This window comes from Methylobacterium sp. NMS14P, assembly GCF_028583545.1.
Classification (GTDB): domain Bacteria; phylum Pseudomonadota; class Alphaproteobacteria; order Rhizobiales; family Beijerinckiaceae; genus Methylobacterium.
The window spans coordinates 5,811,725-5,827,545 of record NZ_CP087106.1 but is presented as its reverse complement, the minus strand read 5'-3'; the positions used below and the strand labels follow the sequence as shown (position 1 = coordinate 5,827,545).

Annotated in this window: 14 protein-coding genes; 7 read left to right on the top strand and 7 right to left on the bottom strand. The window is 69.7% G+C overall.

Going from position 1 to position 15,821, the window contains the following annotated elements; all coding sequences use genetic code 11:
• Window positions 1-9 precede the first annotated feature (9 nt).
• The 3 genes from LOK46_RS27755 to LOK46_RS27745 all read left to right on the top strand — a co-directional run bounded on the left by LOK46_RS27755 (window position 10) and on the right by LOK46_RS27745 (window position 2,706).
• The gene (locus LOK46_RS27755; protein ID WP_273561530.1) at window positions 10-897 is read left to right on the top strand and encodes a hypothetical protein; all 888 of its coding nucleotides are present in this window, start codon (window positions 10-12) and stop codon (window positions 895-897) included.
• Between the two features lie 619 nt (window positions 898-1,516).
• On the top strand, window positions 1,517-1,990 hold the full coding sequence (locus LOK46_RS27750; protein ID WP_273561529.1) for a hypothetical protein: 474 nt from the start codon (window positions 1,517-1,519) through the stop codon (window positions 1,988-1,990).
• A complete protein-coding gene (locus LOK46_RS27745) occupies window positions 1,972-2,706 on the top strand; it encodes a tyrosine-type recombinase/integrase (protein WP_273561528.1) in 735 nt (244 codons plus the stop codon). The genes LOK46_RS27750 and LOK46_RS27745 overlap by 19 nt, the downstream gene beginning before the upstream one ends.
• A gap of 1,207 nt (window positions 2,707-3,913) precedes the next feature.
• Here the strand turns inward: LOK46_RS27745 and LOK46_RS27740 are convergent.
• The 5 genes from LOK46_RS27740 to LOK46_RS27720 all read right to left on the bottom strand — a co-directional run bounded on the left by LOK46_RS27740 (window position 3,914) and on the right by LOK46_RS27720 (window position 9,519).
• The gene (locus LOK46_RS27740; protein ID WP_273561527.1) at window positions 3,914-5,044 is read right to left on the bottom strand and encodes a hypothetical protein; all 1,131 of its coding nucleotides are present in this window, start codon (window positions 5,042-5,044) and stop codon (window positions 3,914-3,916) included.
• Window positions 5,045-5,424: 380 nt separating this feature from the next.
• A complete protein-coding gene (locus tag LOK46_RS27735) occupies window positions 5,425-5,664 on the bottom strand; it encodes a hypothetical protein (protein WP_273561526.1) in 240 nt (79 codons plus the stop codon).
• A gap of 236 nt (window positions 5,665-5,900) precedes the next feature.
• Window positions 5,901-6,653 (bottom strand): helix-turn-helix domain-containing protein, encoded by a 753-nt coding sequence (locus LOK46_RS27730; RefSeq protein WP_273561525.1) that lies wholly within the window; start codon window positions 6,651-6,653, stop codon window positions 5,901-5,903.
• Window positions 6,654-6,745: 92 nt separating this feature from the next.
• Complete coding sequence (locus LOK46_RS27725; protein WP_273561524.1) at window positions 6,746-7,336, bottom strand: class GN sortase; 591 nt, start codon at window positions 7,334-7,336, stop codon at window positions 6,746-6,748.
• Window positions 7,333-9,519, bottom strand: a complete 2,187-nt coding sequence (locus LOK46_RS27720; RefSeq protein ID WP_273561523.1) for a marine proteobacterial sortase target protein — start codon at window positions 9,517-9,519, stop codon at window positions 7,333-7,335. The genes LOK46_RS27725 and LOK46_RS27720 overlap by 4 nt, the downstream gene beginning before the upstream one ends.
• Before the next feature lie 250 nt (window positions 9,520-9,769).
• Between LOK46_RS27720 and LOK46_RS27715 the strand changes: the two genes are divergently transcribed.
• The 4 genes from LOK46_RS27715 to LOK46_RS27700 are packed head-to-tail and all read left to right on the top strand — an operon-like array spanning window position 9,770 to window position 12,971.
• Window positions 9,770-10,501: an NUDIX hydrolase gene (locus LOK46_RS27715; protein WP_273561522.1), complete on the top strand. Its 732-nt coding sequence runs from the start codon at window positions 9,770-9,772 to the stop codon at window positions 10,499-10,501.
• A 10-nt stretch (window positions 10,502-10,511) separates the two neighbouring features.
• Window positions 10,512-11,498 (top strand): SPFH domain-containing protein, encoded by a 987-nt coding sequence (locus LOK46_RS27710; RefSeq protein WP_273561521.1) that lies wholly within the window; start codon window positions 10,512-10,514, stop codon window positions 11,496-11,498.
• An 11-nt stretch (window positions 11,499-11,509) separates the two neighbouring features.
• A complete protein-coding gene (locus LOK46_RS27705; RefSeq protein WP_273561520.1) occupies window positions 11,510-12,403 on the top strand; it encodes a hypothetical protein in 894 nt (297 codons plus the stop codon).
• 22 nt (window positions 12,404-12,425) lie between these two features.
• Window positions 12,426-12,971 carry a GNAT family N-acetyltransferase gene (locus LOK46_RS27700; RefSeq protein ID WP_273561519.1) on the top strand — a complete coding sequence of 182 codons (546 nt, stop codon included), beginning with the start codon at window positions 12,426-12,428 and terminating at the stop codon, window positions 12,969-12,971.
• Window positions 12,972-12,988: 17 nt separating this feature from the next.
• Here the strand turns inward: LOK46_RS27700 and gudD are convergent, their stop codons facing one another.
• Window positions 12,989-14,338, bottom strand: coding sequence for a glucarate dehydratase (gene gudD, locus LOK46_RS27695; RefSeq protein WP_273561518.1), 1,350 nt, complete (start codon window positions 14,336-14,338; stop codon window positions 12,989-12,991).
• Between the two features lie 95 nt (window positions 14,339-14,433).
• Window positions 14,434-15,789 carry an MFS transporter gene (locus tag LOK46_RS27690; protein WP_273561517.1) on the bottom strand — a complete coding sequence of 452 codons (1,356 nt, stop codon included), beginning with the start codon at window positions 15,787-15,789 and terminating at the stop codon, window positions 14,434-14,436.
• Window positions 15,790-15,821 lie beyond the last annotated feature (32 nt).

Sequence of the window (15,821 nt, the reverse complement as noted above, 5' to 3'; positions counted from 1 at the left end):
GAGACGAGCTTGACCGTCCGGACACCGAAAAGCATCAGAGGTCTGCTGCGCGGCACCAGAGGCGACGGGGTGCTGACGCTCGAACTGTTCGGGTCCGCCGTCGCGATGCATGCGGCGCCGGCCTGGAGTTTCGATGACCTCCTCGACCTCGACGAGGTTCTCGGACCCGGCCTCTATATTCTGGTCGGCCTGGGCGAAGGTCTGGACGCGAGGTCCCGCGCGATCGTCGGCGAGGGCGGGCTGGTCAGGGAACGGCTCGCGGCCCATGCCGCCGATCCGAAACTCGACTGGGTCTACGAGGCCGTCGTCGTGACCGGTCCGCGGGTCCTGTCCGAGGTCATCCGCTTATGTCTGCAGCGGCGTCTTGCCGACGAGCTCGTGCTCGGCGGCGGCATCGGACGAGTGGTCGGGCATGATCCCGAACGGGCTACGGCGAGTTCCTACGAGATGGCCGCGGCGGAACGCATCCTGGAGGACATCCGGGCGCTGGCGGGCCTCGTGTCCCCGGGTCTGATGGCCGATGTGACGCCCGTCCTCGAGCCGATCTCGTCCCGGCCATCGATGTTACCGCGCGGAGTGGATGCGGTCGGCCTCACGTGGACGACCCACGAGATGGCCTACGCGGGGGCACGGGCGCGTGCGTCGATGCTGGGGCGCGAGACCATCGTCCTGCCTGGAAGCACGATCGTCGCCGCGAGCAGAGGCACGTCGAAATGGCTTCCGGAGCGTAAGGCCGAGCTTCTCGGAAGAGGCGTCCTGACGGGTCATGCCGATGCGAGACTGCTGCGCCTGACGACGTTCGTGAAATTCAGGACCGCCCAGGAAGCCACCGCCTTCGTGTCCGGCGGGGCCTGCGCCTCTGCTTGTCTGACGTGGCGTCCCGTCGAGGATCGCTGACGGCCGCCGGCATCCGGACGCGCGTCCGACCCTGCACGACCCGAAGGAACCGCCGCGCCGTCGGTCCGGGATCGCGCGGCGATCCGCTCGAAGGAATGAACAAGCAGCTGCGCCTCATGACGAGAAGCGCCGAAACGAAGGAACTAGCAATGACGCGTGGTTATTCCCGCGGCCCTGTCCGCGCCAAATTCCGAACAACCGTAGATAGAGACGCCAATATTCGCACAGATATATTCTCTATGGAGTCGAACAATATCATTGATTGGCTCGGGAACATCGAAACACTATATGGAGGCAGGCTGTACCTGAGCCTGCAGGAGACGGCTATGCTAATCGGTGTCAGTACCAGAACGCTAAGACGCCACGCGAATGCGGGCGACATCGGCTTCTCCCGGCACGGTTTCGGACGACGGCGTATCCGGCGCCAGTTCGCAGCGGCCGACGTCGCGAGGTTCTGCGCGCGCGGGCGCTGACCGTCGGGAACGGCTCCGACGGAGCCGAAAGCTGCGCGCCGCCGCGACGCAGGATCGCCTCCCGCACGACCTTCTCAGCCGCGGTCGTCGGACCCGTTCGATCCCGCAGGATACTCCCCCCTCCCATTTCCGATTCCGAGACGAGAATGCCACGCAAGCGTGCCAACGACGGCCTCACCAAACGGCCCGACGGAACGTATCATTTCGACAAGGGCAAGAAGGAGAAGCGCGTCTACATAGCGACCGGAAAGCGGGATCGCCGAGAAGCTCGTCTTGCGGTCTCTCAGGAGCTGGCGAGACGCGGGATCGATGCCTCGTACTTCAAAGCCGGACGGTTGTCTCCGACAAGGGCCTCGCACACGACGCCGACGCTCGAGACCCTACTCTCCGCCTGGAGCGCGAGGCAGGACACGACCTACACGAACGAAGCGAATTTGAAATATATGAAGATATGGGCCCGAAGGCTCGTTGATGAACTCGGACCCGATAGGCAGATTTCAGCTATCGACATTCAGCAATTGAGAAACATCGCGATCAGACACCGCGAGAGAGGATTATCGGACTCCAGCATCAAAACCATGGTCATTGAGCCAATGCGGGGATGTACAATCTCGCGCTGACGGAGTTCGGCGCGACGAATCTGCCGTTCATCAAGTGGACCACCATAGGTCGCACACCCAGGAATGCACGCAGCCGCTATCTTCGCGCGGCCGAAATGGAGAGCATCATCCGGGCATGCACGGACCGGGACGCCTTCCTCCACGAGTTCACTTGGCTGACCGGCATCAGAATACGGTGCATCCTCGATCTGCGTTGGACCGACATCGACTTCGATCTGGGCCTGATCACCGCAGCCAGAAAGGGGGGCGGAACGTACGCCGTGCCGCTGACGCCGGACACGCGCAGGCTGCTCGAGGCGGTCCGAGGGCACCCGACGCACGTGTTCACCTATACGTGCCGCCGCACCGGCGCGTGGAAGCCCTTCACGTATACGGCCATGGCGAAGCGTGCCGCGCAGACCTTCCGCAGGGCCGGCGTGGACGACTACCGGCTTCACGACCACAGGCATACCGCCGCCTGTCTCGCCCTCGTGGCGAGCGGGTTCAACATCTACGCGGTTCAGGAACTCCTCGGTCACGCGAACAGGAATTCGACGGACCGCTATGTCCATCTGGATAAGTCCAGGCTACGGGCCGAGCTCGGCAAGATAACGTCCTGGAAGGATTTTGAACGGGTCGGGAAGGCTTCGGCATCGCCGTTCTTCTCCGACGGTCCCCCGGACTTGTCCATCGCCTACGCGCGGGCCAACGACAACTTCGAACGACCGCGCCGCTGAAGCGTGCCCGCTCGGCGCACGGTTTCGTCCCCACGACGGCTGCCGACCCGTGGAGCGATCGCGGCGAGGGTCCGTGCGGCTCGTCCCGAGTCGGCGAACTTCGATCGACCGAGCGGGAACAGCACCGGGATCCGGTCTTCCGGATCACGGCGGCGGCCGCCTCCGCGGCCATCCGGCGAGGCTGAAGGAGAGCCCGGCGACCGGGAACCGCGACGAAGCGGCCGGATGCGTGGCGCGATCGCACTTTGCCGCGTCCGCCGATCCGCGCACTCTCCGGGATGGAAGGACTGGCGGTTCCGGCACCCGGCCGCGCATCGTGGCGGCGGTCGGCACGCGGCGTGGGGAGGCGGGTGCGCGCGTTGCCGCCCGAGGCCGCAGAGGCCGCAGAGGCCGCAGGCGGAGCCGGAGACGCGTCCTCGGAGAGGCTCGACGGCGGCGGCGCCTCGATGCCGTGGCGTGCGGCTTCGACCCTTCCCGTAGCAGGCCTCGTAGCAGGCCCCGTAGCAGGCGCGGGGGGCGCCCCACCGGGCCGGGCGACCCGGCACGTGCCTGCGGCGCGACGGTCCTCGCCTTCGGTCTCGGGGGTTGCATTCCGACGCCTTCGAGGCCGCTCTCCGCTTGGGGTGCATGCGGACCGGCGCGGCGGCCTTTCACGACGGCGGGCGCGAAACGGAGCCCGATTTCGGACAAGCTCCTGGCGGACAGGAGTTTTTCGGCCGCGTCGACCTGACTGCCTATTATCTACTTCACGCGCAGAATCGCGTCTCGCTCACCGGCAGAAGTGAACGCGTGCGCACTTAGCGACACGCAAGGGAACCGTTCGGAACAAAGATTCCCGACGAATTCCCGACGGAACGCAGATACAAGGCAACAACCTTCGATTGAAAGCGCAAACTCAGAGGGCTGTGCGACTTCCGGTCAGATTGACGAGAATTCTAGCGTCCGGGCGCACCGAATCGTTGGAAGCTTTCTTGGCGCGACGAAGGAATGATCGATTACTACCTCGAAGAGGCCGCGGTGTAAACGTCATACCTTACCGAAGGAATGGAGAACAGCTCGGCGAACACCGGGGCAGCCGCCGTCGAGGGTGGCTGCGGCTTGGCATCCGACAAGGTGCCCTATGTCGCAGCAATGAAACCGCCGAGCTGAGGGCGGACAGCACCCGAATTTGAATCGAGATACTGAAACGAGCGGCGTACAAGGGCTGTCATACATCCTTCCTGGTGGACGGGATGAAACTTCCAGGATCCATGACGGCTTCGCATTCCTCGAAGGCAGGAGCGGCCCAGGGAATCCCGCTTTTTGCTCCCTCTGTCCGCGTCAACGCAGACGTGAAACTCGCCTTTTCGATTTCGTACGCGTCCAGAATTGCTTTCGTCCAGAGCTTCATGCCCTCGACCTTCAACCCCAGTTTCTGAGATCGGTTGTAATGGAGCTCTGTTACGGGAAGCATGCGCTCTCGTTCGTACTCGCGTTTGAGATCCTCCCTATACTCCCGATGAGCTATGATGGCCGACGCAGAGCCGCCGAGACCGTGATCTCCCAGGAAGGTGACGATCGCACGGCGAACGTCATGCGGGATCCACGGCTGAATCCCATGTCCCGCGAACAGATCGACACCCTGGCTCTTGGATAGTCCCGTCCTGGCCTTGCCTCGGATTCTCCTGGCGTCGATAGTTCCCCGACCCGAAGGCTTGGTCCTGTGACGTATGCCTTGAAGCCGCCGTAACAGGCCTGCCAACCCACCTTCGGTGACAGGCCCGAAGCCCCGGAGGCTCGGGAACATCCAATCCGACCGATCGCCGTCGCGCCTTGACCTCCAATACCCGAGGATCGCGATCGTCTCGGGCGGCACGGGAAGCCAATGAGGCAACGACAGCCCTTCCACCTTCTTAACCTCTTCCGGCTTCCAGGTCAGAACCCGCCATCCAACCGGTACCTTTGGGGATTCGAGGAGGCGTCCGGTCGGCGTGCGGAGCAATTGACCAACCCGCTGACCGGTCAGGACGAGCGCCCAAAGCGCACCGACCATGGATGCATCGACGGCGCCTGCGCTGTGAGACTGTTGAGACAGGGAGTGGAGATGCTCAACGAGAACGAGCGTTCTCGCGAGTTCGGAGATCGTCGGAGCGTGGTCCCGGACGCCGCTCTTGCGCGCAATCTTCCACCGCCCCCAAAAAACGAATTGGAGCTTGGCGAGCCCCGTCCTAGAGGCATGCTCGGCGTAAGCCCAATTCAGCATCGATCTAGCAATCGAGATGGTGCGAGATGCCTGAGATTTTGATTTCGATCTATTGAGATCGTCGCGTATCTTCGCAAGATCTTCATAGTCAAGCAAGCCGACCGGTTTGTTTCCTATCGACCTAAAGCATTTATGATGCAAAAGGACTTCATATTGGGAGGCCATCTTTCGTTAAGCGTTGTGAGTTTGTGCTCAAGATACTTTTTCCTTAGATAAGACCAAGTCCAGAGCTTGTCGGGCATCGCGACTTCGGGTCCATGGGTAGTCCCGTCGTCGTCGATCCAAACTCCCTCCTCGTAGTAGTACGCGGCTTCTTCGCCCTTGTTCGCCCTGACTTGGCGGATCTTCTCAAGGAAAATGCGAGCGTCGTCGACCGTGCCGAAATGCGAGACCTTCCGCACCATCTCACGTGCGGCGAGCACCGAGGTGTCGTCGATCGTCCCGATGCGCAGGGTGGAAGTCCTGCGACGTAGGTACTAGGTCGCCGCGGTCGAGGTCAGACGCAGCACGAGCCCCTTCTGGGTGGAATCCCGCCACTCGATCACCATTCCTTTCGTCGCGCCACGCTCGACGTACCGTTTGGCCTGCACGACGATGTCGAGCGTGATGACCAGAGTGACGCTCCGCAAAGGAGCGACGACGTCCTTCGGCTCGGGCGGGATTGGGCGAAAGTTGCTCGGGCCCGGCAGCCGTCGGATGGTCTCGGCGTTCGTCATCTCGATCCCCATACAACGGCTGTACAACTGGAGCCCCCAAATCCTCGCGATGCCAGGGTGTCGCCCTAACGGGAAAAACGCAATGTCGTGACGATGTTGCTGAAAAAACGAATGATGGATCGGGTAACCGCGCAGTAAATGCGTCCGCCTTCCAACCTGAATACCCGGGTTCGATTCCCGGTACCCGCTCCAAGCCCGCCGCGCTCTGCGCCGTCGGGCTCACCCATCAGATTTCCTCAGGCGACGCCCGTGAAGAAGGCGGCGTAGCCGTCGTCGTGCACCCGGGCGAGATAGGCCCGGTACGGCGCGTAGCCCGGGTCGTCCGGCCCGATCCGCCCGTACCCGTGCGCGCCCGCCTGCTCGGGCAGCAGCGCCAGGGGCGCCGCGGCCGGGGTCAGCTGCGTGCCGCGCCCCGCGTGGAGGGTCGTGAGGACCCCGTACATCTCGCCCTGGATGTTCGGGCGGCACAGCACCGCGAGGCGGTGCTGCCCGTGCCAGTTGGTCACCAGGTAGATCATGCCCGACTGGCTCGGCACGGCGACGCTGCCGGATTGCGCGAAGGGGGCGTCGAGCCGCTCGGCCTCGCGGAACACGAGGCGGGCCGCGTCCGGATCCCAGGCGATCTCGGTGCGGTAGGCGAAGACCGCGCCCGCCGTCCCGAACGAGGGCCGCAGGGTGAGGTAGCGCCCCTCGATCCAGGCCACGCTCTCCCGCGAGTAGGAGCCGAGCTCGTCGGGCGCGTGGCGGGCCGCCTCCGGGGCCGGTCGCCCCGTCTCCTGGCGGAGGGACTGGCCCAGGGCCTCCTCCAGACGGATCGTCGTCGCCAGGGTGAAGGGCCTGCGGCCGGCGAGCGCCTTCTCCAGGGTCGAGATGCTGATCCGGGCCTCCTCGGCCAGCGTCTGCCGGGAGATGCGCCGACGGGCCAGCGCCTCGCGCACGGTCTGGGCAATGGCGCGGCTCTGCGCCTCGGACAGTTCGATCTCGCTCACAGGTACGGCTCGCGCGGGCTTGACCCGCACAGATCCGCACGAAACCGCACATTCGCGCAAGCGCGGCCAAGCTGGCCGTCCACGCCGACCGGTCAGGAACGCCCCGCCTCCGAGGCCAGTTCGGTCTCGACGATCAGCCGGAGCGGGCCGGCCTGCAGCGCCTCGAGAGGCCAGCAGGTGACGAGGTCGAGGTGCCGGCCGGGGGCCTGCGGGTCGATGCCCGAGGCGTCCCAGCGGGCGACCCGCGTGCCGGTAACGCGGAAGCGCAGGGTCCGGCCGTCGCGGCCGGTCACCGCGACCGGATCGCCGGGCCCGAGCTGCCCCAGCACCGCGAACTGCGTGTCGCGGTGGGCGGCGATGACGGCGGTTCCGGGCGCGCCGGCCTCCGGGGTGCCGTCCAGATGGCCGGGGCCGAAGGCCAGGGCCTGGCCGCTCCCGCCCCGCAGCACCACGAAGCTGCGGCCCGCGACGGTGAGGCGGGCGACCGGCTCGGTGTCGGCCCAGGGCCAGGGCCGGGCGGGCCGGCCCTCGGCCAGCGTGCGGGCGAAGGCGCGCTCCAGCAGCAGCTGGGCCAGGGCGGCCTTGGCGGGGATCCAGGCGGCCTGCGCCGCGAGCCCGAGCCCCGCGAGGGTGAGGAGGGCCGCGAGGGCCCTCCCCAGTCCGGTCACCGTGCGCCGGCTCATCGCGCGTCCCCGGTCCGGCGGCCGCCGGCCGTCGGGCCGGCGCCCAGCAGGAGGCCCAGGAGACCCAGCAGGGCGAGGAGCAGGCCCAGGCCGAGCTGCGCCAGGATCCCGGCCCCGGTCCGCGGCAGGTCGACCGCCGCGCCCTCGGCCCGGATCGGCACGATCCGCGCCGCCCCGTCGTCGGCGGGCGCGGCGCCGGGCCGGCCCGTGCCGAACACCTTGGCGAAGTCCCAGCCCGCCGGCAGGTTCAGCGGCAGGTCGGCGGCGACGAGAGGCGTGCCGGGCGCCCGGCGCGGCGTGGCGTCGACGGCCACGAGGCTGGTCAGCCGCGTCGTCAGGCCGTGCTCCAGGGCCAGCGCCAGAATGGCGGCGTCGGCCGCGTCCGTGCCGAGGCGCCCCGTGATGCGCGCCGTCTCGGTCTCGCCGATCCGGGAGCGCGCCCAGACCTTGGAGATGCCGGCGCCGGGGCCCGCCTCGACGAGGGGGAGCGTCCGGGTCCAGGTCCGGCCGCCCACCCGGCCGGTGACGGTCACGGTGCCCTCTGCCGCCCCCGGCAGAAGCGCGGCGAAGACCAGCGGCTCGCCGCGATACAGGTCGGGCAGCGCTCCCGGCGTGACCGCGACGCCCGGGACCGAGAAGGTCGCGGTCAGGTCGGTGACGGCGGGGGATTCCAGCTTCTCGTAGAGCGCGCGGGTCCGCTCGCCGACCTGCGCGAGGTCGCGGATCTCGGTGAAGCTGCCGCGGCCGATCTCGGCCGCGTGGCGCATCAGGTGGCCGTTGGGCGCCGCGCCGATGCCGACCATGAACAGGCGCGTGCGCCCGAGATCGGCGTGGATCGCCGCGAAGATCCGCTCCTCGTCGCCGACGGCGCCGTCGGTGAGGAACACGACCTGACGGACGCGCCCGTCCTCCGGGTGGGGGTCGGCGAGGGCCGCCTTGAGGGGCGCCAGCATCTCGGTGCCGCCGCGGGCCTCCAGGGCGGCGACGAAGGCCTCGGCCTCCGCCAGGGCCGCCGGCGTCGCCGGGACCGGCTCCGGATGCAGCGCGTCCCAGGTGTCGTCGAAGCGGATGACGTTGAAGCGGTCCCGCGGGGTCAGGCGGCCGAGGCCGGCCAGCAGCCCGGCCTTGGCCTGCCGCATCGAGGCGCCCGACATCGAGCCGGAATTGTCGATGACGAAGGTGACGTCGCGCGCCGGCCGGGCGGCCGCGTCGGCCTCGATCGCCGGCGGGTTCACGGTGGCCAGCAGGTAGGTCCGGCCCGCCACGGTCTCGCGGAACAGGCCGAGGCCCGGCACCCGGCTCGGGACCGGCGCCCAGGTCAGCTCGAGGTCGCGGTCGGCCGGGACGACGCCGTCGGCGAGCGTGACGGTCCGCGCCTCCGGGCCGGTCTCGGTCACGCGGATCGCGTGGGTCGCGCTGCGGACGTCGCCGACGGGGAAGCCCGCCTGCAGCCGCACGGTGACGGCGACCGGATTGGTCGGCGACGACAGGGCCGGGTCGAGCACCGGCGGGCTGATCCGGGCGCGATCCGGGACGGGGTCGCGGGCCGCGCCGGCCACGCCGTCGAGGGAGACCGCGTCCACCGGGGCGGGGGCGGGATTGTAGCGGGGCGCCACTACCAGGGGCAGGCGCAGCGTCCGCGTCTCGCCAGAGACGGGGATCGTCTGCTGGTAGGTAATCTGGACCACCACCGTCTCGCCGGGGCCGATATTGGCGACCGCGTTGGTGAAGACGTTGGGCCGCTCCTGCGCGGTCAGCGCCGCCGACTGCCCGGCCACCTTCGCGGCCTCGTAGGCGCGCTTGGCCGCCGCCCGCTCGCGGATGTCGGCGACGATCACGCGGGCGCCGACGACGAGCTTCATCCCGTCGACGGCCGCGTCCTCCGGAAGCGGGTACACGTAGGTGCCCTCGACCCAGTCCGCCGTGACGTTGCGGAAGGCCTGGGTGACGGTGGCCCGGGCGGTCGGGCCGCTGACGTCGACGCTGATGTCGGTCGCGAGCTGGACGGCCTCGACCGGCGCGGTGCCGGCCGGCCCGCGCAGCCTGAGGCCGCCCCGCTCCGGGCCTGGCGCCGCGTGGGCCGAGGCGAGCATGATGAGGAGCGCCAGCAGCGCGAGGAAGAGCGGCGACAGCGCGGCGTTGCGGGGCGGCTCGACCGCGGATCGTGGAGCGAAGAACGGCATGGGGGAAATCTCCTGCGCCGGCGGATCGATGCCGGCTCGCCGCTGAAGCTCCCGCGCCAGCCCCTCCGTCGCCACGAGAAGCTTCGCCCTTTTCCAGGCTCGGACCGCACCGACCGGCCGCGCCCGGGCGGATCTGTGCGGAGCCGGTGCGGGGCTGTGCGTCCCGCGGCGCTTCCCGGCGGATCCGCTCTCGGCTTGACATATGCGCAATCTGCGTCTTAGTTATGCTCAACTTGAGTAGAAAAGTCCGATGACCGAATCCGAGTTCCTGGCAGGCTACGATCCTGCGAAATACGAGCGCCCCGCCCTGGCGGTCGATCTCGTCCTCGTGGGGATCCGGGCGGGCCGGCTCGCCGCTCTCCTGCTGCGCCGAAGCCAGCTGCCGCAGGCCGGCCTGTGGGCGCTGCCGGGCGGGTTCGTAGGCATCGCCGAGACCCTCGACGCCGCCGCGGAGCGCGTCCTGCGCGAGAAGGCCGGGATCGGGCGGGCGCGGCTCGAGCAGCTCTACACCTTCGGCGCCGTGGACCGGGATCCGCGGATGCGCATCGTCTCGGTCGCCTACCTGGCGCTGCTGCCGGAGGCGGCCCTCGCCGAGGCCCTGGCGGGCAGCGCCGCGCCGACGGCGGCGACGCTGATCGTGCCCTGGGCGGGCGAGGCCGGCGGCCCGGTCTCGGCCGAGACCGAGGACGGCGCCCCCCTCGCCCTCGCCTTCGACCACTCCGACATCCTCGCGCTGGCCGTGAAGCGGCTGCGCGGCAAGCTCGACTACACGGATGTCGGCTTCGCGCTACTCCCGGAGCACTTCACCCTCCGGCAGCTCCAGGACGTGCACGCGGCGATCCGCGGCGCGCCCCTCAACAAATCCGCCTTCCGCCGCCGCATGCGCGACCGGGGCTGGATCGCGCCGACCGGCGCCCGCGAGGCCGGGACGGCGTTCCGCCCCGCCGAACTCTTCCGCTTCGACAGCTCGGGTCAGTTCTGAGGAGACCATCATGGCAACGGTCCGCAACATCGGTGTGATCGCCCAGCTCCGGAGCGAGGCGAGCAGCCACATCATCCGCTTCCGCAACGGCCGGGTCCGGCAGAGCGGGCGGGGTCTGGTCTTCTGGTTCCGGCCCGAGACCGCCAGCATCAGCGAGGTGCCGGTCGACGACCGCGAGATGACCCTGTTCGTCCGCGGCCGCAGCCGGGACTTCCAGACTGTCGTGGTCCAGGGGACGATCGGCTGGCACGTCGTCGATCCGGAGCTGCTGGCGAGCCGGGTCGATTTCTCGATCGACCTCCGCAACGGGCGCCTCCAGGGCGAGCCGATCGAGCGGATCGAGGCGCGCCTCGGCGGCATCGCCGGCCAGGCGGCGCTCCAGTATCTCGGGGCGAGCCCGATCGGCGCCCTCCTCGACGCCGGTCCGGAGCCGCTGCGCGCCGTGCTGGAACGGGTCCTGTTCGCCGCCCCGGCGCTGGCCGAGATCGGCGTCGCGGCGGTTTCGGTGCGGCTCACCAACCTCGCGCCGACCAGCGAGCTGGAGCGCGCCCTGCAGACGCCGACCTTCGAGGCCCTGCAGCAGAAGGCCGACGAGGCGACCTTCGCGCGGCGCGCCCTGGCGGTTGAGAAGGAGCGCGCCATCGCGGAGAACGAGCTCGCGACCAAGACCGAGTTGGCCCGGCGCGAGACCGTGCTGATCGCGCAAGAAGCCGAGAACGCCCGCGACCGCGCCGCCGGCGTCGCGGAGGCCCGCGGCCTGGAGGCGGCCGCGGAGGCCGAGCGGATCCGGCTCGTCGAGGGGGCCCGGGCCGACGCGGAGCAGCGCCGCGCCGCAATCTACCGGGACATGCCGCCCGCCGTCCTGCTCGGGCTGGCGGCCCGGGAACTCGCCGGCAAGCTGGAGACGATCGAGCACGTCAACGTCACGCCCGACCTGCTGGCGGCAATCCTCGGCGAGGTCCGGGGCGCGCTTCCCGCGCGGCTCGCGCCCCGCTGAGGAGGCCCGCCATGCCGGCCCTCACCCCCCGCGTGGTCTTCGTGATCCGCGACACGGATTACGAGCTGCTCATCGCCCGGCACGCGACCCGCGGCCAAGTCCGGTTCTTCCTGGAGAGCAGGGGCCAGACGCTCGCCGCGGTCGAGGCGCGCCACGCGCAGTTCCAGGCCGTGCTCGCCGAGGCCCGGGCCTCCGTGCCCCTGGACTGGCGGCAGGCCCTGGTGCGGCGCCCCGACCTCGACCGCTTCCTCTTCGCCCCCGAGGACGTGGTCGTGGCCGTGGGGCAGGACGGGCTCGTGGCCAACGTCGCCAAGTACCTCGACGGGCAGCCGGTGGTCGGGGTCAACCCGGCGCCCGACCTCTACGACGGCGTGCTGGCCCGGGCCCGGGTGGAGGCACTCCGCGCCCTGCTGCCCGCCAGCGCGGCCGGCGCCGCCCCCCTGCAGCGGCGCACCATGGTGCAGGCGACCTTCGACGGCGGCGAGCGGCTGCTCGCCCTGAACGAGATCTTCGTCGGCCACCGCAGCCACCAGTCGGCGCGCTACCGGATCGACGACGGGGCGCGGGCGGAGGACCACTCGTCGAGCGGGCTGATCGTGGCCTCGGGCACCGGCCTGACCGGCTGGGCGCGCTCGATCAGCGAGGCGACGCACCTCACCGTGGAGGTCGGCATCGAGGAGGCGGCCTTCGGCTACTGGGTGCGCGAGCCGTTCCCGAGCGTCGCCACCGGCACCGATCTCCGCGGCGGCAAGTTCGCCGGCGCGCCGCTCACGGTGGTGTCGCGGATGAACGAGGGCGGCGTGGTGTTCTCGGACGGGATCGAGCAGGATTTCGTCGCCTTCGACTGGGGGCGGCGGGTCAGCCTCGCGCCGGCCGACCGCACCTTCAACCTCGTGGCCGCGTAGCGCGGCCCCGACCGGGAACCCGATGATCGACATCCGGACCGACCGCCTGATCCTGCGGCGTTTCAGGCCGGACGACGCCGCCGACCTGTTCGCCTACCTGCACCGCCCGCGGGCGCGCTGCTTCCAGAGCGGCCGCCTCGACACGCCGGCGGACGCGGAGGCGGAGGCCGTGCGGCGCGGCCGCGACGACGAGCACGTGGCCGTGTGCCTGGCCGCGTCCGACCGGCTGATCGGCGACCTGTTCTGCCTGCCCGAACCGCCCGACACCTTCTCGGTCGGCTGGAACTTCAACGCCGCGTACGGCGGCGCGGGCTACGCCCTCGAGGCCGCGACCGCCCTGTTCGGATACCTGTTCTCCGAGCGGCGTGCGCGGCGGCTCTACGCCTATGTCGAGGAGGACAACGCCGCCTCGCGCCGCCTGTGCGAGGCGCTGACGATGCGCCCCGAGGGCCTGTTCCGCGAGTTCATCTCCTTCGTGGACGACGATCGGGGCAACCCGATCTTCGAGAACACGATGCAGTACGCCATCCTGCGCCGGGAATGGTCGCCGCTGTCTTCGCGCGTCTGAGGCTTCGGGGCCGGCCCTCAGCGGACCAGGCAGGGCTTCTTGTTGTCGAAGGTCCAGCCGGGGATCAGGAACTGCATGGCGGCCGCGTCGTCGCGGGCGCCGAGGCCGTGGTCGCGGTAGAGGGCGTGGGCCTCCTCCACCGCCGACATGTCGAGCTCGATGCCGAGGCCCGGCCGCTCCGGCACCCGCACGAGGCCGCCGCGGATCGCCAGCGGCTCCCTGGTCAGGCGCTCGCCGTCCTGCCAGATCCAGTGCGTGTCGATCGCCGTGACGTTGCCGGGCGCCGCCGCGGCGACGTGGGTGAACATCGCGAGCGACACGTCGAAGTGGTTGTTCGAGTGCGAGCCCCAGGTCAGGCCGTGGTCACGGCACAGCTGGGCCACCCGGACCGAGCCGGCGAGCGTCCAGAAATGCGGGTCGGCCAGCGGGATGTCGACAGCACCGAGCTGGATCGCGTGGTTCATCTGCCGCCAGTCGGTGGCGATCATGTTGGTGGCGGTGGGCAGGCCGGTGGCGCGGCGGAACTCGGCCATGATCTCGCGGCCCGAGAACCCGCCCTCGGCGCCGCAGGGATCCTCCGCGTAGGCCAGGACGTCGCCCTGGCCCTTGCAGAGGCGGATCGCCTCCGCGAGGGACCACGCGCCGTTCGGGTCGAGCGTGACCCGCGCCTTGGGGAAGCGCTCATGGATCGCGGTGACGGCGGCGATCTCGTCCTCGCCGCGCAGCACGCCGCCCTTCAGCTTGAAGTCGTTGAAGCCGTACTGGTCGTAGGCGGCCTCGGCGAGCCGGGCCACGGCCTCCGGTGTCAGCGCCTCCTCGTCCCGCAGGCGGAACCAGCCGTCGCGGGCGGTCGGCGCGCGGTAGCCGAGATCCGTGCGGGTGCGGTCGCCGACGTAGAACAGGTAGCCCAGCATCTCGACGGCGTCGCGCTGCTGGCCCTCGCCCAGGAGCGCCGCGACGGGCACGTCGAGGTACTGGCCGAGCAGGTCGAGGAAGGCGGACTCGACGGCGGTGACCGCGTGGATGGTGATGCGCAGGTCGAAGGTCTGCAGGCCGCGCCCGCCGACGTCGCGGTCGGCGAAGCGCGTCCGCATGGCGTTGAGCACCGCGTTCCAGGCGCCGAGCGGCTGCCCGACCACGAGATCCCGGGCATCCTCCAGGGTCTTGCGGATGCCCTCGCCGCCGGGGACCTCGCCGAGTCCGGTGGCGCCGGTGGAGTCGGTCAGGATCACGAGGTTGCGGGTGAAGTACGGCCCGTGCGCGCCCGAGAGGTTGAGCAGCATGCTGTCGTGGCCGGCGACCGGCACGACCTTCATGGCGGTCACGGTCGGCGTGTTGCGGGCGGCGTGGCGGCTCTCGTTCAGCATGGCGTCCTCCTCGGGGGCCCCCGGCCGGTCTGCGCCGGGCGCGAGGCGGGATCGATGCGGGGCCGGACCGGCCGGCGGCCGGTCCGGCGGGCGGGTCAGTGGGCCTTCAGCTCGACGCGGCGGATCTCGCCGACCACCACGAGGTAGCAGAAGCAGGCGACGAGGGCGTTCAGGCCGACGAAGACCAGGGCGCCGTTGAACGAGCCCGTGCTCTGGACGATGTAGCCGATCGCGATCGGCGTGGTGATGCCGGCGGTGTTGCCGAAGGTGTTGAACAGGCCGCCCGAGAGGCCGCCGCTCTCCCGCGGGGAGGTGTCGGCGACGACCGCCCAGCCGAGCGCGCCGATGCCCTTGCCGAAGAAGGCGAGCGCCATCAGCCCGACCACCACCGCGTCCGCCTGGACGTAGTTGCAGCCGATGATGCTCATCGACAGCAGCATGCCGCCGACGATCGGGATCTTGCGGGCCGCCGTCAGCGAGAAGCCGCGGCGCAGGAGCAGGTCGGAGATCACGCCCCCGAGGATGCCGCCGATGAAGCCGCAGAGCGCCGGCAGAGCCGCCGCGAAGCCGGCCTGCAGGATCGACAGGCCGCGCTCCTTGACGAGGTAGACCGGGAACCACGTCAGGAAGAAGTAGGTCAGCACGGTGATGCAGTACTGGCCGACATAGATGCCGAGCAGCATCCGGTTGGCGAGCAGCTGGCGCAGCGTCCGGCCGGCATCGCCCTGCTTGGTCCGGCTCTGCCCGTCCATGTCGAGCAGCGCGCCGCCGGCCTCGATGTAGTCCCGCTCCGCCTGGTTCATCGACGGGTGGTTCTTCGGGCTGTCGACGACGCGCAGCCACACCACCGCGAAGACGATGCCGAGCAGGCCCATGCTGGTGAAGACGTGGTGCCAGCCGAAATTGTGGACGATCCACGCCATCAGCGGCGTGAACAGCACCGTGGCGAAGTACTGCGCCGAGTTGAAGAACGCCGAGGCCATGCCGCGTTCCCGGGTCGGGAACCACGCGGCGACGATCCGGGCATTGGCGGGAAAGACCGGCGCCTCGGTGAGGCCGACGGCGAGCCGCAGGGCGAAGAGCAGCACCACCGCGGTCAGGCCGGTGAAGAAGCCGACGGCGCCCTGGACCAGCGTGAAGCCCGACCACAGGGCGACGGCGGCGGCGTAGACCCACTTGACGCTGTAGCGGTCGAGGAGCCAGCCGCCTGGGATCTGGGCGAGGACGTAGGACCACGCGAAGGCCGAGAAGACGTAGCCCATCTGGACCGGCGAGAGGCCGAGTTCCTTGGCCATGTCGGGCCCGGCGATCGAGATGGTCGCGCGGTCGGCGTAGTTGATCGTCGTGGCGGCGAACAGCATCGCCACGATCAGCAGGCGGACGCGGGTGCGGCGACCCGCGTCGGCGGCGTCGAGCAGGGTGCTCGGCGCGCCGGTCGAACTGGCACTCATGGACGTTCTCCCTGGCTCTCTGCCGCCCGGTT